This is a genomic window from Terribium retamae, assembly GCF_022347545.1.
Classification (GTDB): domain Bacteria; phylum Pseudomonadota; class Alphaproteobacteria; order Rhizobiales; family Rhizobiaceae; genus Mesorhizobium; species Mesorhizobium retamae.
On the sequence record NZ_JAKREW010000042.1, the window covers coordinates 11,765 to 35,469 of the forward strand.

The 23,705-nt window shown below is 57.5% G+C and carries 17 protein-coding genes; 10 read left to right on the forward strand and 7 right to left on the reverse strand.

What is annotated here, in order from left to right; genetic code table 11:
* Positions 1-28: 28 nt before the first annotated feature.
* From L4923_RS31160 to L4923_RS25670, 3 genes are read right to left on the reverse strand one after another with little or no spacing between them, the layout of a single operon-like run.
* The gene (locus tag L4923_RS31160) at positions 29-199 is read right to left on the reverse strand and encodes an addiction module antidote protein (protein ID WP_343304136.1); all 171 of its coding nucleotides are present in this window, start codon (positions 197-199) and stop codon (positions 29-31) included.
* On the reverse strand, positions 162-329 hold the full coding sequence (locus tag L4923_RS31165) for a helix-turn-helix domain-containing transcriptional regulator (RefSeq protein WP_343304144.1): 168 nt from the start codon (positions 327-329) through the stop codon (positions 162-164). Before L4923_RS31165 ends, L4923_RS31160 begins: the two co-directional genes overlap by 38 nt.
* Positions 326-574, reverse strand: a complete 249-nt coding sequence (locus tag L4923_RS25670) for a type II toxin-antitoxin system RelE/ParE family toxin (RefSeq protein WP_239369945.1) — start codon at positions 572-574, stop codon at positions 326-328. Before L4923_RS25670 ends, L4923_RS31165 begins: the two co-directional genes overlap by 4 nt.
* Between L4923_RS25670 and L4923_RS25675 the strand changes: the two genes are divergently transcribed.
* From L4923_RS25675 to L4923_RS25685, 3 genes are all read left to right on the forward strand, one after another.
* A complete protein-coding gene (locus L4923_RS25675; protein WP_425531010.1) occupies positions 573-1,280 on the forward strand; it encodes a DUF4143 domain-containing protein in 708 nt (235 codons plus the stop codon). The two genes, L4923_RS25670 and L4923_RS25675, sit on opposite strands and share 2 nt — an antisense overlap.
* A gap of 208 nt (positions 1,281-1,488) precedes the next feature.
* Positions 1,489-1,932 (forward strand): Ros/MucR family transcriptional regulator, encoded by a 444-nt coding sequence (locus L4923_RS25680; protein ID WP_239369947.1) that lies wholly within the window; start codon positions 1,489-1,491, stop codon positions 1,930-1,932.
* Between the two features lie 374 nt (positions 1,933-2,306).
* Positions 2,307-2,585: a DUF982 domain-containing protein gene (locus L4923_RS25685; protein ID WP_239369948.1), complete on the forward strand. Its 279-nt coding sequence runs from the start codon at positions 2,307-2,309 to the stop codon at positions 2,583-2,585.
* A gap of 650 nt (positions 2,586-3,235) precedes the next feature.
* On the opposite strand, the gene L4923_RS25690 is transcribed toward L4923_RS25685, so the two are convergent.
* Complete coding sequence (locus tag L4923_RS25690) at positions 3,236-3,865, reverse strand: hypothetical protein (RefSeq protein ID WP_239369949.1); 630 nt, start codon at positions 3,863-3,865, stop codon at positions 3,236-3,238.
* Here L4923_RS25690 and dxs point away from each other — a divergent pair.
* The 7 genes from dxs (at position 3,843) to L4923_RS25725 (ending at position 11,998) form a co-directional block, all read left to right on the forward strand.
* Positions 3,843-5,771 carry a 1-deoxy-D-xylulose-5-phosphate synthase gene (dxs, locus tag L4923_RS25695; RefSeq protein WP_239369950.1) on the forward strand — a complete coding sequence of 643 codons (1,929 nt, stop codon included), beginning with the start codon at positions 3,843-3,845 and terminating at the stop codon, positions 5,769-5,771. The two genes, L4923_RS25690 and dxs, sit on opposite strands and share 23 nt — an antisense overlap.
* Positions 5,768-6,736, forward strand: a complete 969-nt coding sequence (locus tag L4923_RS25700; RefSeq protein ID WP_239369951.1) for an SAM-dependent methyltransferase — start codon at positions 5,768-5,770, stop codon at positions 6,734-6,736. Before dxs ends, L4923_RS25700 begins: the two co-directional genes overlap by 4 nt.
* A gap of 26 nt (positions 6,737-6,762) precedes the next feature.
* Positions 6,763-7,836 carry a terpene synthase family protein gene (locus tag L4923_RS25705; protein WP_239369952.1) on the forward strand — a complete coding sequence of 358 codons (1,074 nt, stop codon included), beginning with the start codon at positions 6,763-6,765 and terminating at the stop codon, positions 7,834-7,836.
* A gap of 78 nt (positions 7,837-7,914) precedes the next feature.
* Positions 7,915-9,048, forward strand: a complete 1,134-nt coding sequence (locus tag L4923_RS25710; RefSeq protein ID WP_239369953.1) for a terpene synthase family protein — start codon at positions 7,915-7,917, stop codon at positions 9,046-9,048.
* 100 nt (positions 9,049-9,148) lie between these two features.
* Entirely contained in the window at positions 9,149-9,784 is a 636-nt protein-coding gene (gene idi, locus L4923_RS25715; RefSeq protein ID WP_239369954.1) for an isopentenyl-diphosphate Delta-isomerase, read from the forward strand.
* A 74-nt stretch (positions 9,785-9,858) separates the two neighbouring features.
* Positions 9,859-10,731, forward strand: a complete 873-nt coding sequence (locus L4923_RS25720) for a polyprenyl synthetase family protein (protein ID WP_343304142.1) — start codon at positions 9,859-9,861, stop codon at positions 10,729-10,731.
* Positions 10,732-10,789: 58 nt separating this feature from the next.
* Complete coding sequence (locus tag L4923_RS25725) at positions 10,790-11,998, forward strand: 1-deoxy-D-xylulose-5-phosphate reductoisomerase (protein WP_239369955.1); 1,209 nt, start codon at positions 10,790-10,792, stop codon at positions 11,996-11,998.
* A 93-nt stretch (positions 11,999-12,091) separates the two neighbouring features.
* Here L4923_RS25725 and L4923_RS25730 read toward each other — a convergent pair.
* The 3 genes from L4923_RS25730 to L4923_RS25740 all read right to left on the reverse strand — a co-directional run.
* Positions 12,092-13,035, reverse strand: a protein-coding gene (locus L4923_RS25730) for an IS630 family transposase (RefSeq protein WP_239369956.1) whose coding sequence is annotated in 2 segments (ribosomal slippage) — positions 12,092-12,699 and positions 12,699-13,035 — 945 coding nt in all. Because the reading frame shifts where the segments join, the coding sequence is not laid out codon by codon here.
* A 159-nt stretch (positions 13,036-13,194) separates the two neighbouring features.
* On the reverse strand, positions 13,195-20,745 hold the full coding sequence (locus L4923_RS25735) for a fibronectin type III domain-containing protein (RefSeq protein WP_239369957.1): 7,551 nt from the start codon (positions 20,743-20,745) through the stop codon (positions 13,195-13,197).
* A 170-nt stretch (positions 20,746-20,915) separates the two neighbouring features.
* Positions 20,916-23,705 (reverse strand): RHS repeat-associated core domain-containing protein (locus L4923_RS25740; protein ID WP_239369958.1); only part of this gene is annotated, 2,790 nt, incomplete at its 5' end.

Below are 23,705 nucleotides of genomic sequence, written 5' to 3' on the forward strand. Positions count from 1 at the left end.
TCTCCTCAAAAAATCAGGGACGGAGCTTTTATGCCTGTGGCTGAACGGGTTTGAAGGTCAGGCGGATGCCGAGCGCTTGCGCAACCTTCATCACGGTTGCGAAGGTGGGATTGCCCTCGCCGGACAGCGCCTTGTCGAGACCTTGGCGGCTCATGCCGACTTCACGTGCAAGCTGGCTGAGATTTTGGGCGCGCGCCACGTCTCCAAGTGCTGTGGCGATGAGCGCGGGGGTCGCCGTTCTCCATGACCGCATCGAGATAGGCGGTAATGTCTTCTTTGGTCTTGAGATAATTGACAGTATCGTAGCGGCTGAACTTCACGTCCATCATCTTTGCTCCTTCCATTGCGCTGCAATGGCCTTGGCGGTCACGACATCCTGGTCTTGGCTGCTCTTGTCGCCGCCGCACAAAAGCACGACAACAACGGGGCCATGCCTTATGAAATAGATCCGATATCCGGGGCCGAAATCGGTCTTCATTTCCGACACGCCTTCGCCCACGGGCTTGATTGTACCGGGATTTCCAAGGCTCAACCGACGAATTGCAGCCGAGACCTTACGACGTTTCTGCACCATGTTGGCTCATCATCGATCGGGGCTGTTGAATGCAGCGGAATTCGCGGGAGCGCTTGGTGTCGACAACAAGACGGTCGCTTCTTATCTCGACCTGATGGTCGACCTGCTGTTGGTCCGGCGACTTGAACTCTGCGGCAAACGACTGGTCAAATCCCCGCGCGTCTATGTTCATGGCTCCGGCCTCCTTGACGCGCTCCTTGGACTGGAAACCTTGGACGACGTCCTTGGTCATCCCGTCAGTGGAGCGAGTTGGGAAGGCTTCGTGATCGAGACGCTGATTTCGGCCCTGCCTGAAGGTTCTCAGCCGAATTTCTACCGCAGTTCCGCCGGCGCCGAGATCGATGTGGTTCTAACGCTGGTTCGTCAACAGCAGTGGCCAATCGAGATCAAGAGAAGCCTCAGCCGAAAGTTGAGCGCGGCTTCCGTCACGCCTGCGAAGACATCTTCAACAGACACAGGGCCGGGCGCTTCCAGGACGATCCGTTGGAAGCTTGTGTTAGGACTCCGTCGCATGCACCAAATGCATCGCTTGTCCATTTCGCCGCCAGCAGCGTCCTGTTCAGGGAGGCGAACATGCAATGCGACGTCTATCCGGGGCCAGGATCGCGAGCCCGATCGAAGCTGGGAGCTTGTCCAAAACGTCGATTTCGATGGCGGCAACAACCACCAGCTATTTGGTTTCCCACTGGATCAAGCGCAGCCGTAGGAAGTCGCCGGTTGCGGCCATTCAGCGCGAGGAAGACCGTGTCCGCCACGTAGATCATCCCAATGAGCGACATTCCAAGCAGCCAGACGCATGTTTCGGCGATTCTGAACAGCGCGAGCTGACTCTTTCTTCGAACTTTGCGCGTTTCATCTTTTGAAAAAACCATTTCTCGGCTACGGAAGCTTCAATAATAGGAGGGGAAGCCGATATGGCCAAGGACATCATAACTTCCAATGACTTGATCGTCGAACTTACCGCAGCAATCGTCGAAGCTTACGTCTCTTATAATCCGGTCCAAGCCGCCGACCTGCCCGCTGTCATTGCAAGTGTAGCAAAAAGCGTTCGACAGATCGGCCAAGGTTCGGAACAGCCGGTACCAGGGGCTCAAAAACCAGCGGTTCCGATCAGGAAGTCCATCACTCAGGACTATCTGATCAGCCTCGAAGATGGACGGCCGTACCGGACCTTGAAGCGACACCTGTCCACCCTCGGCCTCACACCCGACGGCTACCGTGCGAAATGGAACCTGCCTGAAGACTACCCGATGGTAGCGTCGACATATTCTGCTCGACGATCAGAACTGGCAAAAAAGCTCGGCTTGGGTAGAAAGCCTGGGATCAAGCGCGGAGGTCGTGCCAAGGTTAAAGCCTGACTACGCTGCCGCGACAGCTGATCCAGCAACTGCCCAACCGGCGTGGCGGGCAAAGCGACTGGCGTGGTCGTCAGCCAAACCCGCAAATCGACAGACGCGGTCACCTCGCGAGAGACCAACGCACGCGAACCTTCACGGCATGACACGAGAGAAAGCGTCGTCACAACCAAACGAGCATGCGGGTCGCGACAATTTTGGGGCTGTCGCGGCCTGCCAACCGAGACAGGGCGCTCACAGCGAAGATCGGGCATTCAGTGTGAGGTTATGATATGATCTTGACGTTCCGCTGCGCCTCCCCACATCGCAGTTGTGGCGGGTTGGCGGCGCGTCTTTCGATTACTTGCTCGCAAAGACGTCGCATGACGGAGGAAGTGATGAACGACGTTCAATTCCCCGAACCTGTTATACTGATATTCTCGTCTGCCACGCGCAAGGTCGCCAGCAGCTTCGAGGCCTTGGAATGCCTCGATCAACAATGGCCGGAATGGGCGCGCGGACGAAGCTGGCGCACAGCCGCACGTGTTTGCCGCGATGCGCTGGACGGGTGGCGCAGTGCGCGAGATGCACACATGGCGTTTCTCAAGGCGGCAGGTCGAGCGGGGCTGGTTCCGCCGAAAAGGTGCCCGCACTGCGCGAATGGCCCGAGCAGGTAAGGTGAAAGTCTGCAGCCCGAAGCCGATTTCCATGTACAGCAATGATGTCCTTGACAGCGTGCCTTCCGGTGAGAACGACGGCGTTGCTGCACGCACAGAGTGTGCGCATCCTCCAGCTCATGCGCCCTAACCAATGCAGTTTTTCAGTTCCGGAAAGTGGAGCGCCAAGGCGCACGCCCGCCAGTCAGGGGGTTGCAGGAGAGCGAGGGTCGGAAGCGTCTTGCATCTGAAGGCTATCGGCTCTTCGGCTTGTGGCGGCCTTGCCGACCGGCAGGTGCGCGTCGGTAGGTGCGATGCTCACGAGAGCCTGCATGCGGCAAGAGATGGCCGCTCGGATCAATCTTTCGCAGGATGTGACCATCTCTTTCTCCGCGTCGGCCTATAGGTTGTGCAGGTAGCGAATTTGCTGCATGATTCCTCGAAACCCTCACGCCATGCCCCTGTACAAGGCTCATGATGGATTGCAGCCGCAATTGGCCGTCCCCAGCACAAGACATGGCAATTTCGCTGAGCAGTTCCATGTCGAGCCAACGCCAAATGCATGGTTCCCGCCAGTCCCACCTAAAGCAGGGAGAGGTGGCACTGCAGCCTTGAGCGGTCCTCAGATGCCATTGTTGTAATCCGCACTTGACTCACACCTTAAAGTTGCCTTAACTTAAACCATACAACCTAAAGGCTTGCAGTCTTTTGTCCCCAGCGCACGCGCCGGGAGGGCCAAAGCTATGCGTTTCGTTTCGAACCGACCTCGCAGCCGCTCCGCTGTCGTGAAGCGCACAGCCAGGGTCGTTGAGTTCATGCCGCAGCAGCTTGGTACGCGCGTCCCCCATAAGCTTGTCTTCAACCGCGACATCGCGCGGGGCACTAAAGCAAGTGGGGTTATCGTCGTTGAAGGGCGGCGTGACAGTCACCGGCGCCCAGCGTATCTCCAGCATGGTCGACGCAACCGACGCAATGCACCGGGCCAGGCCGCTCGACATGCCGACGATCATCCCCAACCCGACACCCCGCCCCAGGACCGGCTCGTCGATCGTTGCACCGACGCCATCCGACACAAATGCAGCAACGGGAATATCGAATTCTCTCTTGATTTCCGAGGCGACGCGAAACGTGCGCCTCGCCGGCCGGCAGGATTCGATGTGCCCGCGCCAAAACTGATGGCCGTCTGAGGACATGGGAGAGTCGGCGGTGGATCGGAACAACGGATCAAGCAAGACCCCCTTGTTGGATGCAATCGGCGCACCGGCGGATTTGAGAACGATGCTCGGCGATACCGTGCTCAAACAGATCGCAAGGGAATTGCGCACGGAACTCCTCGATGCGGTCTCTGCCACCGGAGGTCACCTTAGCGCCGGGCTCGGCGTCGTCGAACTTACCGTCGCACTGCATGCGGTTTTCGACACCCCGAATGACAGGATCGTGTGGGATGTCGGCCATCAATCCTATCCGCACAAAATCCTGACCGGACGGCGCGGCGCGATGAAGACGTTGCGGCAGATCGGCGGCCTTTCCGGTTTCCCCTCCCGTGCCGAGTCCGAATATGATGCTTTCGGCACCGCGCATTCGAGTACAGCCATCTCGGCGGCTCTCGGCATGGCGCACACGATCCGGTTGAATCGTGAGGATCGCCGTTGCGTCGCCGTGGTGGGCGACGGTGCCTTGAGTGCGGGCCTCGCCTACGAAGCCTTGAACAATGCCGCTTTGGATCCCGGCCTGCGGCTCCTGGTCATTCTCAATGACAATGGCATGTCGATCTCCCCGGCCGTGGGTGGGCTGCACGCGCATCTTGGAAATATTCTTGCAAGCCGGGGAATGTGTCGGGGCGGCGCCGGTTGCGGGAAGGCGCTCCAGTCGCTGTCCGACCCAAAAGGCACTCAGGGGGAGGTCGGTGCGTCGCCACAGGCGACTTTGTTCGAAGCGCTCGGCCTGATCTACACGGGTCCGGTCGACGGCCACGATCTCGACGCACTGGTACCGATGCTCAGAGGCCTCCGTGATCGCCAGGGGGTGCAACTGCTCCATGTGGTCACCCGCAAGGGCTACGGCTATTTGCCCGCCGAGCATGATCCGGTTTCCTATCATGGGCCGGGCAAATTCGATCCAAAGGTTGGACTCAAACCAGCAGTTGCATCGCGCCCGCCGTCGCAGACCTATACGCAAGTCTTCAGCGACTGGATTTGCGATGAAGCGGCCCGCGACAAGCGCGTGGTCGCAATCACACCGGCAATGCGCGAAGGATCCGGCCTTGTGGAATTCCAGCACCGCTATCCCGATCGCTGTTTCGATGTCGGCATTGCCGAACAACACGCCGTGACCCTCGGCGGAGGCTTTGCCGCCGAGGGTTTCCGGCCCGTGGTGGCGATCTATTCCACGTTCCTGCAGCGCGGCTACGATCAGTTGATCCATGACATCGCCATCCAGCGTCTGCCTGTCACTTTCGCCATCGATCGGGCCGGCGTTGTGGGCGCTGACGGCCCTACCCATATGGGCGCATTCGACATGGCGTATATGCGGTGCGTGCCAAACCTCATCGTGATGGCACCGGCCGACGAGAATGAATGTCGTCAAATGCTGCACACGGCGTTGCTGCATGATGGCCCGGCCGCCGTCCGTTACCCGCGCGGTACAGGTCCTGGGCTGTTACCGGACGCCGAGCTAGCCGCGCTGCCGATCGGCGTCGGTGACCTCAAACGGGTCACCAAGGCTCAGCGCGGATCGCGAATTGCCCTGCTTGCTTTCGGCTCGATGGTGAAACCCGCACTGGTCGCCGCGGAGCGGATCGACGCCACCGTCGCGAATATGCGTTTCGTCAAGCCGCTCGATGTCGAACTCGTACAGGACCTCGCCCTCACCCACGATGTCCTCGTAACCGCCGAGGAGGGATGCATCGCGGGAGGTGCCGGCTCAGCTTGCCTTGAGGCGCTGGCGAAGAGACATATTCTTTGTCCATTCCTGCAGCTTGGCCTGGCGGACGATTTCATCCCGCACGGCGATCCCGCCGGGCTGCTCGCGGCTGCCGGGCTCGATGCCGATGGCATCGAGGCATCGATCAGACGCTTTGTCGAGTGTCTCGATACAGCTGCGCAAGGCGATGCCGGGATCGCCGCCGTCATGTCTTCGAAGACAATGGCCGTCTCCCACACCACACCAACCGTCGCTTCTGCTGTTCGCCGTGGAGGATTGCAATGAGCCAATCTGCCCTTGATCATTCCCGTCAGACCATTTCCCATCCTCATGGCCAAACCGAGGCAAAGCCTTACCGTGTCATCCGCGGCGTCGATCTCGACGGCTACGAAGAAAAGGTCGTCTACACCTACCAGGACAATCCGGAGGATTGGCGTAAAGCCATCGGCGAGGACTTGATGTTCCAGTTCGGCGTCTATGACGATCCGCGCTCGACGCCACCCATTTCGTTGGACGAATCGGGTCTGCGCTATTTCGATCGTCAGCTGTTCATCGCCGGTCTCGATACATCCAATCGCCGCCCGATCCGGCGCATCCTCGATATCGGCTGCGGCTGGGGTTATATCCTGAAGCATCTGGCGGATCGCTTTCCCGAATGCCCCCGCCTGGACGGCATCAACGTCAGCCGCGCTCAGTTGGAATATTGCGCTGCGTTCCACGCCAAGCAGGGGCTGTCCGAACGCATCCAGCTGTTTTTGTGCAATGCTCAGGATGTGGATCTGCTTCCGGACCCGCAGGTTCCCTACGATCTCGTGGTTATCCGGGGAGTTATCTCACACTTCCCCAACGAACTGTACGAGCGCACCATGCGCAAGCTGTTCACCCGCGTGCGGCCGGGCGGGCAGGTCGTCATTTCGGACAATCTCTATAACCAGCCGCCCGAGAGCTACGAATCCGATACGCATGACGATGTGGACCGTCTGGCCTGCAGGCACCGCAAGAGTCCGGCATACTTCCGGCGCGTGCTCGAAGAGGCGGGCTTCGTCGTCCAGGACATGCGGGTGCTTCCCTCCAACGTCGATGTCGTGCGCTGGTTGATGGAATCCAGAGCCAATATCGAGCGCCATTTCACGGCCGCAGACATACCGCCACCGCTCGAAGAGCTGCGCGTCCTGGCCGAGAACTGGTCGGTCGCGCTGATCAAGAACAAGGTTTCGACTTACAGCGTCGTTGTCACCCGTGCGGCATGAGAAAGCGACTGTAGGGGGCCTATGCGATGATCCGTATCGAGTGCCCCATCCCCAGCGTCATCAATCCTGCCGCAGACAGCGCCGATGCGCAGTCGGTTGCCTGGATGAGACACTTTGACTTGTGTGCGAATGAGGTCGAGCGCGAAAGGCTTTCCAAATCCGCTTGCGGACAGCTGGCTGCGCGGCTCGCGCCCGGCTGCAGTGGGCCGATGCTGCAGATCGTGTCCGACTTCTTCATCTGGAACGTCGCGTTCGACGACGAATATTGCGATGAAGGACCGCTGAGCCGGCAACCTGGCGAGTTGGCGCGAACGCTCTCGCTGATTCATCGTTCCATCGAGGTTCCCGAAAGCGAGTTGTACGCTCAAGACCGCTACGCGCGGGCGATGCTCGACATCAGGCGACGTCTCGATGAGAGAGCGGCCCCTGCTCAGATATGTCAATGGCTGGCGGCTATGCGGGGGTGGTTCCTTGCCGAGACGTGGAAGGCCGGCAATATCGCTGCGGGGCGAATCCCAAGCCTGGATGATTACGCGACACTGCGCCTCTATAGCGGCGGCGCACTGGCCTTCCCGCCTCTCGTTACCATTGCCGAGGGCTATGTCGTTTCGCCCGATCTTCTGGAAAACCGCCACGTCAAGGCTCTGACCGAGATCGCGGTTTCGCTCGCAACATGGATGTCGGATATCGTATCCTACCACAAAGAAATCGCGCGCGAGGATGGTGGGCACAACCTGATCAGCGTCATCCAGCATGAGAATGCTTGCTCGGCGGACCGCGCAGTCGCCGAGGCCACTGCCATGTGCGAGCAGATGATGCGCCTTTTCTTGTGCGCGCGCGACGATCTTGTGCCCGCGGCACCTGCCGAACTGTGCCGCTATCTGCAAACGCTCGGTCACTATATCCGCGCTTCATATGACTGGTGCACGGCCTCGGAACGATATGCCTATGGGAACGGGGCCGACATGTCTATCGCGATCGGCTCCGAACCGTCGGCGTTTCCGTTGCGCGAAGCATCTTCAATCAGGTCGATCGCCTGGTGGTGGGCGCCGGGTCAACAACGGCGATCGTCAACAGGCACATCGGCAATATCGAGGTGAACGATCCACAACGCCGTCTCAATCGACGTTTCCGCGCATGGTTTCGGAAACAAGATACCCGGCACAGGAGCAATGGCAATGACGCAAACCCAGACAATCCGATCGCAGCCGATCAAGATGGCGCCAGATTTCAATCCTTTTGCACGCGAGTTTCCCATCAGCCCGTTCAAGCAAGAGGTCGAAGCAAAATCCGTTGAATTCATGAAGCGATATGGCCTGCACGGCACTGAAGAACAGCTGAGGCGCCTACCTTACCAGGAATGCGGGGGCATAGCAGGCAACATCTACCCGATGGCTCCGAATGCGGAGCTTCTGCAAATCGGCGCGGATTTCTCGATATCGGCTTTTTGTTGGGACGACGAATTTTGCGATGAAGGTCACACTCGTGACAAGCCAATGGAACTGGCCGATGCCGCATTCCGCACGATGCGATGCCTGGAAGGCTTTGATGTGCCCATGGACGAAAACGATCGCTTTGCCCTGGCGTGGCGGGACATCCTGCAGCGGATATCGAAACATGCGCCGGCCTATTTGATGCCGCGGTGGATAGACAGTATCCGGCAATGGTTCCTTGTTGAAATCCAAAAAGCTTGCAATGTTTCCCGAAAAATTCATCCAAATGTTAGCGATTACATGGCGACACGCCTTCATACTGGAGCATCTCCAACGTATATACACAATATACTCATATCAAATAACCTTGATCTTGGAGCAGATCTTCTTACCGACCGTCGCCTTTGCGCGATGACCGAGATCACCGCGATGAACCCCGTCCTGACGAGCGACTGCTATTCCTATGTCAAGGAAAAGGAGCGCACGGGAGACGGATACAACATGATCGATGTGCTTGTTCGCGAACAGAATTTGACGTTTGAAGAAGCCATGAACAAGACAATCGACATAAGGGATAATTCCCTGAAACGATTCATCGAATTGAAAGATGAAGTTCTTCAGGCGGATGGCAATGAGAAAGTCGCTCTATATATAGAAGCACTCGAAAACTACATCATGGGCGCAAACAAGTGGTGCCAGGAGACGAACCGCTACAGGATCGTTGAAGGCACGGCTATGGGACGCGTGGCTTTTGTTGCGTCCGGCTTCACGCAGGACTGGAAGGGCCCGCGGCTGTCCGAGCCCTCTGATGTCGCTTCCATCGCCTGGTGGTGGCGGATCGGCAAGCGCGCCACCAATTCGCCCAAAACGCAACAATAGGGACGACCTCCACTCTTCCAGGACGGCGGATTATTCTTCCCACTTCGCGGCGAGAGCACGACGCACCCATGGCTCGCCACGTTTCAGGACAAAGAAAACGATGGACGAAACCTTGATCCTGGTCAATGACAGCGACGAGCCGGTAGGCTTCGCCACGAAGCTGCATGTACATCGGAAAGGCATGATGCACCGCGCCTTTTCCATTTTGGTTTTCGACCGAAATGGCCGTCTTCTGCTGCAGCGGCGCGCGGCGGGAAAATACCATTCGGCCGGACTATGGAGCAATTCATGCTGCGGCCATCCCCGTCGCGGCGAGGAGACCGACGTGGCGGTGCACCGGCGCCTGCGCGAGGAGATGGGATTCGACTGCGACCTTCATGAAGTCGCGGCACTGATCTACCGGGCAGAGGTTTCCAACGATCTGGTCGAGCACGAATATGATCACATCTATGCGGGAGTGTTCGACGGCGAGCCGGATGCCAATCCCGACGAGGTGTCGGATTGGCAATGGCTGGAGCTGTCGCGGCTTCGCGCCGCGGTCGATGCCCATCCGGGCGATTTCACGATTTGGTTGCGCGAACTTCTTGAGCGAAAAAAACACCATGGTATCGAACAGTGGTGCGCGCTGGCACTTGGCCGACGCCATCCAGCGGAGATCGAAATCCATCACGGCAACGGAAAAACCGCCGGTGACAGTCCTGCCGGCCAGCAAAGCGAAGGGACGTCGCGACGATGATCGCAATCCCAGCGGATAGCGAACGGACATCTTCGAACCGCGCCGCTACCGATCCTGATGCATTCGAGAGGTGGATGCGGACATGCCTCGAGTGCACCGAAGATGCCTTGGCATCGCTGCTTCCGCCTTCCGGGACGTCGCCTGCCCGCCTGCATGGCGCGATGCGCTACGCAGCGCTTGGCGGAGGCAAGCGCATTCGCCCGCTGCTCTGCCATGCGGCGGGCGCGGCGGTGGACGCGCCTGCCAAGGTTTTGAGCGCGATCGGGGCCGCCGTCGAGATGATCCATGCCTATTCCCTGGTGCATGACGACCTTCCGGCCATGGACGATGATGTGCTGCGTCGCGGCCGGCCGACAGTCCACGTCCAATATGATGAAGCCACTGCGATCCTGGTTGGCGACGCGCTGCAAGCGCAGGCGTTTATGGTCCTTAGCCAATTGCCCCTGCCGGCAGAGCGGCGCATTGCCCTGGTGCGGGAGCTCGCGGCGACGGCTGGATCGCAAAACCTGGTTGGTGGCCAGGCGATCGACTTGCAAAGCATCGGCGCATGCCTCAGCCGCGATCAGCTTGAGCAGATGCACCGGATGAAGACAGGAGCGCTGATCCGCGCGGCGGTTCGCATGGGCGCGCTCGGCGTCGTGGCCGAAACGCCGGAGGCGGCGCGCCTCTACGGCGCACTCGACAGTTATGCCGCGGCAATCGGCCTGGGCTTCCAGGTGATTGACGATATTCTTGACGCGTCAGGGGATACCGCAACGCTTGGCAAGACGGCAGGGAAGGATGCCCGGTCCGACAAGCCGACCTATGTGTCGTTGCTCGGCCTCGACGCGGCGCGGGCGCTTTCTCGCACGCTTGGGGGGCACGCCCATGCCGCGCTCGAGCCGCTGGGACCGCGAGGCAGCATGCTGAAGCATCTCGCGGACTTGATCATCCACCGGGCCAAGTGAATGATCTCGAATGGAAGGGCTTTGTCATGTGCTTCATCGTTGTGAATAAATCGTCGCCATGCAGCGCCTGACCGTTCTCGGCTCCACGGGCTCAGTCGGAGCGAGTACGCTCGATCTTGTGGCGCGCCACCGAGACCGCTTCTCCGTCTTCGCGCTGACGGCGCATGGCAACCTTGACAGGCTGTTCGAGCAATGCGTGACATTCCAGCCGCAAGTTGCCGTTGTCGCCGACGCCGAAAGAGCGGCGCAAATAGAAGTCCGGCTGCGCGGTGCCGGACTGCGAACGGAGGTCGCTCATGGCCGCCAAGCGCTGTGTGCGGCGGCCCGCGCATCGTCTTGCGACACCGTCGTGGCCGCCATTGTCGGGGCGGCGGGACTGCCGCCGATACTGGAGGCTGCGCGTTCGGCCAAGAAGATCCTGCTCGCGAACAAGGAAGCCCTGGTGATGTCCGGCGCTCTGTTGATGCGGACAGTAGCCTCGTCCGGTGCCACGCTGCTGCCCATAGACAGCGAGCACAACGCGATCTTCCAATGCTATCCGGTCGACCCGTACCTGCGAAGAGGCATATCCCGGCTCATTCTCACGGCTTCCGGCGGACCATTCCTGACACGCCCGCTGGAGAGCTTTGCCACCATCACGCCGGCTGAGGCATGCGCCCATCCTCGTTGGACGATGGGGCGTAAAATTTCGGTCGATTCAGCGACGATGATGAACAAGGGACTGGAGGTGATCGAGGCACGCTGGTTATTCGACACGCCGGCATCGCGCATTGACATCCTGATCCATCCGCAAAGCATTGTTCATTCGATGGTCACATACGCCGATCGATCTGTTCTGGCGCAACTTGGTCCCACCGACATGCGTGTTCCAATCGCCCACGCGCTGGCTTATCCGGAGCGCCTGGATTCCGGGCTTGCGCCGCTGGACCTGGCCTCGATTGGCAGCCTGACTTTCGCACAGCCAGACCTGATCCGGTTTCCAAGCCTGGGACTCGCCCTGGCGGTGGCCAACGCCGATCAAGGCGCGGTCACGCTCAATGCCGCGAACGAGGTTGCGGTGGCTGCATTTCTTGACGGACATTTGCCGTTCACCGCAATCGCCAAGGTGGTGGAGAAGACGCTGGAGTTGCCGGAACCCGACATGCAGGACCTGGACAGTATCCTCGAGGGTGATCGCCTGGCCCGCGACTTTGCCGGCAAACTGGTCGAGATGAGCACCGGGGCTTCGCCGGCCACAGGATACGCACGGAAAAATGGTGGTTCTTGATACTGGCGAACGGGAAGACACCGCCACCAACAATCGTCCAACCAACCCACACCCTTTCCTATGCCAGGACCAAACATCTAGAGCACATCCTGTTTAATCTGGTTCGTACCCTGCAGCTTGGAAGTAGTTGGCGCATTCGGTTGGCGTGAACTGATCAAGGAGTGAGCCGACGGTGTCCCACAGAGCAGTGATTGCTCTCTCTGCCTTGGCGCGTAGAAGCGCCTTGAGTTTTGAGAAGGCACTCTCAATGGGGTTGAAGTCGGGACTATAGGGCGGCAGGAAGAGGAGGCTTGCACCGACGGCCTCGATCGCGTCGCGAACGCCGGCCGCCTTGTGGGCAGGCAAGTTGTCCATGACGACGATGTCACCCTTCGATAGGGTCGGGACCAGTACCTGCTCGACATAGGCCAGGAATACGTTGCCGTTCATGGCACCGTCGTAGACGAACGGGGTGGTCATGCCCGTCATCCGCAGCGCGCCGGTGAAAGTGGTGGTTTTCCAATGACCGTGCGGCACGCCCGCTCGGCAACGTTCGCCCCGTAGCGCACGACCGCGCAGTCGGGCCATCTTGGTTGACAATCCGGTTTCGTCGATGAACACCAGCTTTGCTGGATCGAGATCGAGTTGGCCATCGAACCATGCGCGGCGGCGTTTCAGGATGTCGGGGCGGTCCTGCTCCAGTGCATGTGCGGACTTTTTTTGTATGTCCAGCCGTGACCGCGAAGCCAAGCACTCAAGGCGCTGCGGCTGATCTGCACTGACTGCTCGACTGAAAGCCGCTCCACCATCTCGTTCAGCGTGATGTCCTTGCGCTCGTTGATCAGCTCGACAATGAAAGCTTCATGCGCATCGATACTGGAAGCGCGGCGGCGGCCCTGCGGGCGTGGTGCCAACTCGCCGATCTTCGCCCGAGCAATCCAGCGGATGGCGCTCGATACGCCCACTCCAAACCGCGCCGCCGCCTGGCGTGCCGACATGCCTTCGTCCGATGCCTTCAAGACCCGGGACCGAAGATCGCCGCTCAGTGCTCTTCCCATCATCTACCTCCATTGAGATAGACTTTGAATCAGAACACGAGAGCGCCGTCTCATCACAATCGATTCATCGATCGCCGGACGTGCTCTAGATGTCATTTCCACGGAGCTTTGTCCGTGAGTTTTGAGATTGGCGGCTTTCCGCCGAGTCGCCAAAGTCAATCATTGCGCAGGTGCGATCTTGACATCGATCAATACTTCGGACCGCCAATCTTGCTTGTACCAATCCCTTGCTGCGAGCCGAATGGTACCAGTGTAGATTTCGGATAGCTCTGGGACAACAGGGTACTCGATTCGCCACCCCGGAATCGCATTAGGACTCGTAGTGCAGTTGGCCGTGGAATTGATCGTCAATAAGCAATTAGCGGAAGCTAGCAGTCGCGAAGCAAGAAATGGAATTCTCCTTGTTCGACCCAATTGATCTCGGAGCGGAATACTCAACAGTGAGAAACCAAGTTGCAGTTGCACAAGGCTTGTAGGTCCCTGATCGGGCGATAGCGCAACCAGGCCGATGTTTTTGGCTTCGGCATCTGCCAGAGTACCCACTATTGCACTTTTAGTGTCGGCAGTGAACTCCCATTCTTGGCGATTTGGAGCGGCATCCAGCGTACGCACATCCAGTTCATTTGATTCGGCAGCATACTTGTTGTCGCCGTTTTCTGGATACCAGGGCTTAACCTTGAATGCATAATTTTGGCCAGATGCCAAACCCATGATGTCTATATGGGAATCATTGGTGGTGGCGATCTCCGTACCGTTCTTGTAGACTTTATATGATACGTCCCCATCAGAGTACAAAGGGCTAGGCGCAGGACTCCATGAGAGCCCTATTCTTGAAGAGCCAATCTCAACAGCTTCAAGATTTCGCGCCACAGACGAGATTTCGACTGCGATGGCGATTTCGGCGCCCCATTCCTTGTCCTGCAGGCTTCTGGCTGCCAAACGGATAGTACCCCGCAAGCCACCTGCCAAATTCGGATTGTCTTCAGGAGCATACTTGATTTCCCATTCCGTTTGCGCACCTGCGCAATCCGAAGTGGAATTCAGTGCCAAATTCACGCATGATCCCTGATGTCGATAGCCACGAAATTTCACAACATTTATTGTCCCTCTATTGTTCTTGACTGGAATAGCCAAAACGGAATATCCGGGCTTCTGGTCCGACAATAGCTTTGTTTCTCCCACTTTTTCGTCAAAGGCAACAAAGCCCAACCGCTCGGCGAAATGCTCACCAGTCAACAAGCCCTTGATCTCGCTTTGTTGATCAGGCGCGAATTTCCACGTCTTTTCATCCGTAGGGAAGGACGGCAGGCGAACGGTCAAAATATCCGAGCGAGCAACGACATTTCGGGAATACAGGCCTTCCACACGAAACGTGTGGAGTTCCCCCCACGTCAGGCCTATCAATCCACATCCATAATGAGCTGAGCACCTTACGGGGCCATTTCCATCGTAGAACAAGTGATATGTAATCCGTCTTTGTTCGTCCGGGTTCACCAGCAATGGGTCCCAATAGAACCCGACGGTTCGAGCACGAACTTCAGGTATATGGAAGTTCTCGATACGAGATTGGATTTTGACATGGATGACGATCTCGGAGCGCCACATCGTAATATCGGCATCTCTCCCCGAAAGGCGAATGACACCGTTGACGACACCGCGAAGTTCCGGATTGTCTTGGGGAACATATTTGATGTTCCAGGCTGTACGGTTGCCACCACAATTGGCAGTTGAGTTCAATGTGCCCGTCAGGCAGATGCCCTGGTTTCGATAGCCTCGGAACCAGACGAAGGTAGATCTTCCCTCGCCATCAAAAAGCGCGATGCGCAATCTGGAATAACCCAGCCGATAACCGGACAGCAGTTCGGCCGGACCTTGATCCGGATCGTAGACGACAAAGCCGAGATTCCTCGTCAAGCCGCCCTCGCCGTCATTCCCATCGATCGAACTCTCCGTGTCTTGCCAAATCATCCAGTCATGATGATCGGGTGCCTTGCTTAGTCCCTTGACGGGGAGCATCTTGGATGGCTCAGAACGTTCTCCGCGGTCGTCCTCGGCAATGACATGAATTCTATAGGCGTGCTCCGGCTCCAGTTCAGTCAGTGCAAACTCGGCGGTGTCGACTGTGTCGACCTCGACGTCATCCTTGTAGACATGGTACCTCGTCGTACCGACGGCATTGCGTGGCGGGTTCCATGCCAAATTCACCGTGGTGACATCGCTCGAAACAATTCGCAGCCTGTCGGGTCTTTCGGGAGATCCCCGCTCGGTCTCATGGAGGAGTTCATCAGAAGCGGCTGACCGGTTTTGATCTTCGTCAACCGCTTTGACAAAAAAGGCATAGCGGGTCATTGGTTTCAGTTCATCGAAGGTGTGACTGGTCTGCCCAGCCCTGCGGGCTGTCAGTTTGCCATCCTTATAGATTTCATAGGTGATGTTCCCCGTTCCTCCTGATACCGGGTCCCATGCGATTGACAGACTTGTGTCTGTGACGGTGACGATCCGCAAGCCGGACGGTGCAGCCAGTGGCAACGATGACTCAGGATCGGTAAAGATACTGATTGTTCTTGACAGCGAAAGTTTTTGCCCGTTCCCATCGATCTCTTGCAAAGCGAACGTATAATGGGTGGCAGGAGAGAGATTTTCGATTTTGTAATGTGTCTGATTGGTTGTTTGAACAAGCTCCCGGTTCTTCAGGATACGATACTGGGGTAACCGTTGCCCGGATGGTAACGGATCCCACGCCAGCGTGACACTATCATCATTCATTGCAGCCACGCGCAGATTGGGCAGATTGGAAGGTGTGCCTGGGCGAGCGGTGCGAACATCAACATTCGCCCAGTCGGAAGAGATGCCTTCGCTGTCTACAGCGCGCACACCCAGGGAATATTGCGTGTTCTGCTTCAGTCCTGTCACCGTAAATTGGGTAGCCTGAGTGAAATCGCCGACGGTTCCACTGCCATTTATTCGTATTTCATAGCGAATATCGCCCTGACTTTCCGTGCCTCCCCATGCCAGAGTTGCTCTTGTGTCGTCGACTTCGATGATCTGCACTGCCGGTGTGGTTGGGATTGGCGGAGGGAAGAAGCTCACTGCGGTCGAGGAACTTCGATTGCCGGACCAGTCTGTCGCATACAATGTTACCGTGTGACGATCGGCAATATCTTCAGACAGATAAGGTATAAAGGTTCCCGTTTCGTCAGTATCGTTGCGAGCATTTTTGCCGGTTCCGGTTGCTGTCTCTATGACATACCAGGTCCCGCGCTCGGCGACAGGCCGATGATCCCAGGCTATTTCCACCCCGCTACGTGAGATGTTTTCGACTCTCAAATCCTTGGGAGCAGGAAGCGGAACCGTTCCCGCGCGGTGTTTGATTGGCAGTGAGGGAGAGGACCAATGAGCCTGAGAATCGTGCGCCTGAACCCTGAACGTGTAAAGTTTGTTGGGTTCGAGCTCTTCCAGTCTGTATTTTGTCCCACGTATGTTCCACGCGATGCGTTCGTCAGGAGCGCCCAGGTCATTTGTCAGGATATCATACCGGATTCCATCACTGGAATTGGCACCTTCATCCATCGATGGTTCCCAGGAAAGTTCAATACTGGCTTCATCAACCGCCACGACGGTGATGTCTTGCGGCTGCGTGACGACAGCATCTGTTTTGGCTGTCACGACAGCTGGATTGACCGATTCGTTGCCAACCGCATCGAAAGCCCTGACCTTGAATTCGTACTGCGTGTTGGAACGCAGGCCCGTTATTGTGTAGCTCGTTGACGCGGTGGTCTCCACCTCGTGTTCGCCGGAAAATATTCGGTACTCGAGCGGACCATCGCCGCCTGTCGAGGCATCCCATGCGAGACTGATGCTGCCGGCATCGTGACCGGTCACACGAGGGACGGGCGCGGTGACCGGAATCATCGTCTTTTGGCTGATTACAGAGAAGTCTGATTGAAGACTGGAGACAGGATCGATTGCCCGAACCTTAAACGTATAGGTTTCGCCAAGTGTCAGTCCCGTTATCGCATAGCTGTTGCGACCTGTCGGGTCTTCGTCCAGATTGTCCTTGATGGGCACGGAATCATCATTCTTGAATATCTGATAGTGCCTGGTGCCACTGCCGCCAGCGGCATTGCCCCATTCAAGTGTGATGCGATCACGGTCTACACGGCTGACAAGCAGGTTTGCAGGCGGCAAAAGACGAGCAGCAGCCACCGTAACGCGATTGCTGGGCTCTGAATGGCGGTTCTTTCTGTCTCTGGCCCTGACATGGAAACTGTATTCGCGACCACCGACAAGTCCCGAAATGGTTGCGGTCTGATAGGTTGTCGTGACGACGCGCCCGCTTTGATCGAAAACATCATAGTGTATCGGCTTGGCGCCGTCTTCAGACACATTCCACGATACGATGAACGTCGTTCCATCCGCCCCTTCGCTTGGTTTGACGGTGAAGTTCGCCGGTTGGTTTGGTGGGTAAGTATCCGTCGTCACCGTGATGGATGGGGCTTCTGCCGAGAGTTTGTCCTGCCCGTCTCGAGCCCGGACCGTCAGCTCATATCGTGTATCGGGAGCCAGATTGGCGAGCTTGAGATTCGTCGACGCCGTCCTCGCCAGCAGCGTTTCGTTGCCGTACGAATCGAGACTGCTGATCTCGTAGGTATAATTTCCATCGCCGCCGGAAGCGGGAGCCCAGCTTAGGGGAACATCGGTGACACCGATCGCGCCGCTGGTCTTGAATTCATTTGGACCAATTAGGGGCGGATAGCCGGAATTGAACCGCAATCTATCCGTGCTGCTCCGATTGTCCTTGCCATCGCGCGCCTCGATTCGAACCTCGTAGTCGGTGCCTGGCTCCAATCCTTGCAGCAGATGGGATATCCCAGACAAGATCGGAATTTGGACGATCTTGCCGAAGACCGCGTCCGAGCCAAGCTCGGCTTTGGCGATTTGGACTTCATAGGTGATCCCACCATAACCGCCCCTGGCTGGCTCCCAGGTCAACATCGTGTCCGGACTTCCCCACGGCTGCGACCGCAGATTCGATGGTGCAAGGAGGGGATCGTAGGATGTTTCCTGCGACATACTGAGTGACGGTTCGGATATATTTCCGGTACCGTCACGGCCGACCACATAATATCTGTACTCGGTGCCAGGAGAGAGATTGCGAACGGTATAGGATGTCGTTGCCAGTCCCTCGACGACGAGACCTTCCGGGCCCATCAGATCGTAGGAAATACCATCAAGGCCACCGCTGGCAGGCTGCCAGGCCAAGGTGATGCTCGTCTTGTCGTGCGCGGTCGCACGCAGGTTTGAAGCAGCGGCAATATCTTTCTTATATGGCCCGCAAAGCAGTCGCATGCCGTTGAGCGCGGTATCGTCATAACTGCCACGGTCCGGCTCGACCCGAGTGATGAAGCCGATTGCGGCTTCGCCGACGGGGCACTTGAACGTCGGTGACCAGTTGCCCCACTGCGCCGCCGGCTCCACACCGAGCACGCGCCCCGCGTTGCGGCACACCATGCGCACATTGCCTGCCGCGGTGTCATCGTTCCCACCTTTCAGTCTAGGCTCTATCCGAATGCTGAAACCATTGACCGGCCCGTCGCTTTCGCTGCACAGCACAGGCCCATTGGTATGATCTTGCCAGGACGCCTCACGGCTGGTTATCGGAGATGCTCCCGCACTGCGGGAACAATAGAGCTGAACCGCGTTGAGTGCTGTGTCGTCCGTATTGCCCCGCGTCCGTTCGCTTTTCAAACGGAAGCCCCAGACGAATTGCCCGCTGGGGCAGTTTGAGGTATTGCTGGCCCAGTTTCCCCAATGGCCATCGCCAAGCGTTGAACGAGGGAAGACATTGGCTCCGCCAAAAAGGGGAGCATCTATATCGACGGACGAGACCTTTCCGGCAATTTTCTCTCGAATGTTCTTTACAGCAACAAAATTGTTGCTCCAGCTTCTATCCAGATCGTCAATCGTGATTGGATTGCGGATATCCTGTTTGACATGGATCTCCGTGCAGCCGTCCTCGCATTCAGGATCGGGAACGTTCTTATTGTCGTGCAGGGTGACTTTGGTGCCTGCCTTTGCTTTCAGGATTCTGGCCGACTTCGCTGCATTGTTTTCGCAGCCTTCGTTCGCGCTTCCCTTGAAGCTGAAACTACGAGGGATTTTGAGATCGAGTGTGCAGGCGACACCTCCTGTCGCATTGTAGCCCTTATGAAGCACGATGCGGGAGTCCACGAAATTGTCCTCCGGCACATTCTGCTCGACGTGGATGACGCTCACGCTGCCATCGAGGCCGGTGTTTTTGACATAGACGATGCGATAGTCCGGGTTGTCACTGAATTCCTTTTCGAAGGTATCGACGACAACCGAGCGAGCCAAGGAAATGTCCCGCTTCACATAGATAGTTGCGTAGTCATCGCTGTAATTCTCTGAACGATCATCAAGCAGGGTGATTTGCGTTCCCTTCTTGACACCCGTCATGAGCAGAGATTTAGCGGTGTTCTTATTACAGCTCATTTCTTTTAAACGAAGATAATAATTTCGGCCTGCCGGCAGCGCACAAATAACCTCTTTATGCATATTCGCGTTTCTGCTGTTGAAGAAGTATATTCCACCCATCGTTTGCGTCGCAGCAAAGGTTATCAAATCCGTCGTACTTTGTTTGTAATGGTCGATCGCAATATAATTTGGCTGGCGATACGTTCCTGAATCGCCGGCTGCCAGTCCATATTTCGTATTTGCTTCTTTGCAATATTTGTAGACACGGCGATAGAGTTTGGACATGTCATTGTCGACGCTGGCAGCGTCGGGAGCGAAGCCCAAAGCACTATGGAACTGGTTCATGACAAAAAGACGCTTCCAGTCCCCAATCAAGGTTTCGTTGAAATACTCACCGGGCGGAGCGTATTGCGGCTGGCCCGGGTTGACTGCTTCCGGGCCAAGCCCACCACTACCACCCCAGCGGGACGTGCAATCCCAGTCGTGGGTGAATATCGCGATTCCGAGATCATATTTATTCTCAACAGACCAGTGTTGGTCATAAAGCAGAAAGAATTCCTTACCTCTCACATTGTATTTTTTTGAACTTTCCGATCTTTGATCAAGTATTATAATCCTTCGACCACTCTCTATTATCTGCCGCAAAGTGGGCCAGCTGCCGCCAGAATACAATGAATTCCTCGAGTCCGTGAACAACATTGGATTGAAAATATAACTTTCAATTTCAGGAACACTATTGAATGCCTTTTCAATATTTTCCGCGGAGACATAATTCTCAAGATGCAAAGTGATTACCGCATCTGGATTGTTTTTCAGAAATGGAATGAAAGTATTCTTCAGTGCATCGGAGAATTTCTGCCCATTGCTGCCTCTGTTATCGCATTCTTCCATCGGCGGAATTGGATGGCACAAATACACCTCATTATCGGGAAGCAGGCCTGGATGGAGATCGAGCATGAAGCCGCGCATCCCCCGGTTCAATTGATCGCCCATGTCTCCTTGATAGGCATTGTGTACGGTGATCCAGCTGTATTCGTTGAACGGCTTGCTGAAATCCGTGATGTAGGGGGCGGTCTCGGACGCGTCGCTCTTTGGCGTCAAAAACGTGCCTGGTTCGGCCTGCCAGCTCCGATCGGCACGGGCTGGCGCCATCGACACAAGCACCAGCAGGAAAACCGTGTGAAGGAGAACAAGCTGCCTGGCGATTACAAACATCCCACGACTCCATTCGAAAACCGTGTTAAAACCAACTGATAATGCAAACTCCAAAGTTCTGGTGCGAGAGCGACAAGGCGCTTGGTTCCAAGCGAGAGCGGTCAGCCGTCAGCTCAATGGGGGCGGCAGATCGCAACTGGTCCTAGTCTGACTCTTCGACTCGACAAAATTCATGGTCGCGAGTGTTGCGGTGGCCGCGGTCCCTTGGACAGTTGGAACACAACCACGTCTCCAGCGAAGTCTTGCATTTGCGGTTTTCCAACAAGATCCGAGCGCTGTTGCTGTACTCTGCTCGAACCTAGCATTGGCTCGGATGTTCTCACATCGGAGCCACTCGGTCCTGCCTGAGCAACTCCGGACACCGAAAGATCTGCAGTGGCGCGCGAGCCCAGAGGGTTTGTCGGTACAGGGGATTCGGTGCTGCCGTTGGAAGCTACGCTTGAAAAGGAGCTTGCGCGCGAACGCACGCCAGGCGTCACGCTGCCATAGGCAGTCCTTCTGGGAACATTGTATCCCCCCCAGTCAGCGCTTCCCGCCCCGAGGGAACTGCGGGACGCACTGCCCACTGCCCCTCCTCGCCCAAGTGCCCGCGCTCCTCGGCTGTACGCCCATTTGCCGAAGGTGCCTCCCTTTGGAGCTGACAAACCCGCGCCAAGGCTCAAAAGCCCTCCAACGGCGCCCGTGATCATTCCGGCCAAAGCAAGATCGGAATCGCCGTTCAGGGTGCCAGCAACCTGCATTCCCAAACCAGCCCCCTGGACGACGAGGCCCACCAACCCGACAGCCATGCCGATCCCTCCCAACGGCAAAAACAAGGCCGATGCGAGCAGACCGATCCCCCCCATGATGACACCGCTCCATTTTTGCCAGAAACTGGGCTTGGGCGCTTCGTAGGGAGGGACGTAGGGCGGCGGGTCTCTCCGGGTGCTGCGGTGGCCGCTCGGATCGCGGAAGTTGACGGGATTGCCGAGACAATACATGTAGGGGTTGATCCCGGCCCCGGCGAACGGCCCCAGATTGTCGGGGCTGTGGAAGCGCATCAGCACAGGGTTGTAAGCGCGATAACCGTTACCCAGCAGGTACCAGCCTGTGATTTCGTCGCGTGCCTCACCGTTGAAGGCCAGCATGCCCTGCAAGGTCGGGCCGGAGCACTCGCCATATGCCGTGTAGGCCGTGCTGCTCAACCCTTCGGCGGTGCTTTCGGCGAGCACGCTTCCGCCGGAATCGGCCAGCAGCAGGACAGCCGGCTCTGTCCCATCCGTGACTTGATGACCGAGCGGCATCCCCAGCCCATACAAGAACTGCGTGGAACGATCGCCATGGATGGCACGATCAAGTTGGAAGCCGTCATATATGCGCCCCATCTTGACTTGTCCTGCCGCGGTGCTGCCGGTCAACTCACCGTGACCGTCGTAGGAATATCGGGTCGCGCCTTCCCGAGCCGGCAATTGCACCTCCAGCAACTGTCCCAGGCTATTATAGACCATCCGCCTGCCACGTTCGTCGTTGAGCAGGTTGCCGTCGGCATCATATTCGAAGTTCTCGAGGGTCGGATAGTTCGCATGATCGTGCGTTATGCTCACGAGCTGGCAGGGGTCGTCTTGCGCATAGGTGAAGCGCGCCGTATCCTTGCTGCCATCGGCGAAGGTCGTGATGCAGCGCTCGATATTGTCGAGTTCGTCATAGACGAAAACTTGCCGGGAGATGACATTGCCGAAACGATCCTTCGGCCGGTTCGGACCGGTGCAGCTATGCATATCGAGCCGGCCACGCATATCGTAGGAGAATTCCTCCGAAAGTTGCACTGTGCCATCTCTGGTCACCTGTCTGCCGGCGACAAGGTCGTCGGCGCGCCAACTCTGGACTATGATTACCTCGTGCGCGCCGACCCGGAGTGTCCTTTTGATCTCCCTGCCGGGATCGTCGTACTCCAGTTCCGCCTGCAGCGTCTGGGCGGTGGCTTTGTCAAGGGTGGTCACGCTCTTCGGCCGACCGAAGGCATCATAGGAGAATTCCGCCTCCAGCGCCCCCTGGCTGACTTTGGCGGGGCGCCCGATCGCGTCATATTCGTGCACTGTTTCCAACCCGCCGATGTCCTGGCGGGCAAGGCGACGGCCATTCAGCGTCCGCCGAATATGGATTTCCCGATTGTAGCCCCCCAAGGCATCATGCCATCGCTCCGTGATCAGGGCACCGGCCGTATCGTACTCATAGATACGATGGCCGCCTGCATTCTCGGCGCCGAGAAGCTGGCCACTGGTCACGTCATAGCCATATGATATTGCATCTTCGTCGGTTTCCACTGCCGATCGCACGTCGCCTAGCGCGGGAACGTAGCCATAACCGATCGCCTTTCCCGATGGCGTGATGCGCTGTTTGATCCTCAGATCGCCCTCGTCATAACGATAATGTTCGGTGCGCGGGCCGATGCTGCGCTTCGTCATGCGCCCAATCCCATCGAAGGTCTGGCGGCCCACCGTGACTGCGGGTCGGGACGTGTTGGCTGGTGTCACCACCATGGATGCAGGCAGCTCATCCTGGACATGCTCGGCGAAGGTGCGGCTCACCACGCTCCCGTCGGGAAGCGTCTCGCTCACCACACGCCCCAAAGCGTCATAGGTATAGCCGGTGTTGCGTTCCTCAAGGCCCCTGAACTGCTCATTTTTCCTGACACCGCGGCCGAGCCCATCAAAGAGATGGCTCGTCGTTGCGATGACGTCGTCGCCATCCAGCCTCTCGAGACGCTCCACAGCACCGAAGCGGTTGAAGAAGGTCCTGCGGTGATTTGTGATTTCCGGCGAAGGACCGGCGCTTTCGAGCCAACTCTCCTCGCTCGGACCTGTGCCGCCGCGAGGCCCGATTGGATCGTTCAGGACAACTGATCTTGTGCCATCTGGGTTGGTGGTCTGCCAGAGCTCGCCCCAATTGTCGTAGGCGTATGACGAGGTTGTTCTGATTTC

Coding starts and splice junctions, on each gene's coding strand:
- L4923_RS25670 (WP_239369945.1), bottom strand. CDS start 574: ATGGTGCAGAAACGTCGTAAGGTCTCGGCTGCAATTCGTCGGTTGAGC.
- L4923_RS31165 (WP_343304144.1), bottom strand. CDS start 329: ATGATGGACGTGAAGTTCAGCCGCTACGATACTGTCAATTATCTCAAG.
- L4923_RS25685 (WP_239369948.1), top strand. CDS start 2,307: ATGAACGACGTTCAATTCCCCGAACCTGTTATACTGATATTCTCGTCT.
- L4923_RS25735 (WP_239369957.1), bottom strand. CDS start 20,745: ATGTTTGTAATCGCCAGGCAGCTTGTTCTCCTTCACACGGTTTTCCTG.
- dxs (WP_239369950.1), top strand. CDS start 3,843: ATGCTCGGCGATACCGTGCTCAAACAGATCGCAAGGGAATTGCGCACG.
- L4923_RS25725 (WP_239369955.1), top strand. CDS start 10,790: ATGCAGCGCCTGACCGTTCTCGGCTCCACGGGCTCAGTCGGAGCGAGT.
- idi (WP_239369954.1), top strand. CDS start 9,149: ATGGACGAAACCTTGATCCTGGTCAATGACAGCGACGAGCCGGTAGGC.
- L4923_RS25720 (WP_343304142.1), top strand. CDS start 9,859: ATGCGGACATGCCTCGAGTGCACCGAAGATGCCTTGGCATCGCTGCTT.
- L4923_RS25680 (WP_239369947.1), top strand. CDS start 1,489: ATGGCCAAGGACATCATAACTTCCAATGACTTGATCGTCGAACTTACC.
- L4923_RS25675 (WP_425531010.1), top strand. CDS start 573: ATGTTGGCTCATCATCGATCGGGGCTGTTGAATGCAGCGGAATTCGCG.
- L4923_RS25710 (WP_239369953.1), top strand. CDS start 7,915: ATGACGCAAACCCAGACAATCCGATCGCAGCCGATCAAGATGGCGCCA.
- L4923_RS25700 (WP_239369951.1), top strand. CDS start 5,768: ATGAGCCAATCTGCCCTTGATCATTCCCGTCAGACCATTTCCCATCCT.
- L4923_RS25705 (WP_239369952.1), top strand. CDS start 6,763: ATGATCCGTATCGAGTGCCCCATCCCCAGCGTCATCAATCCTGCCGCA.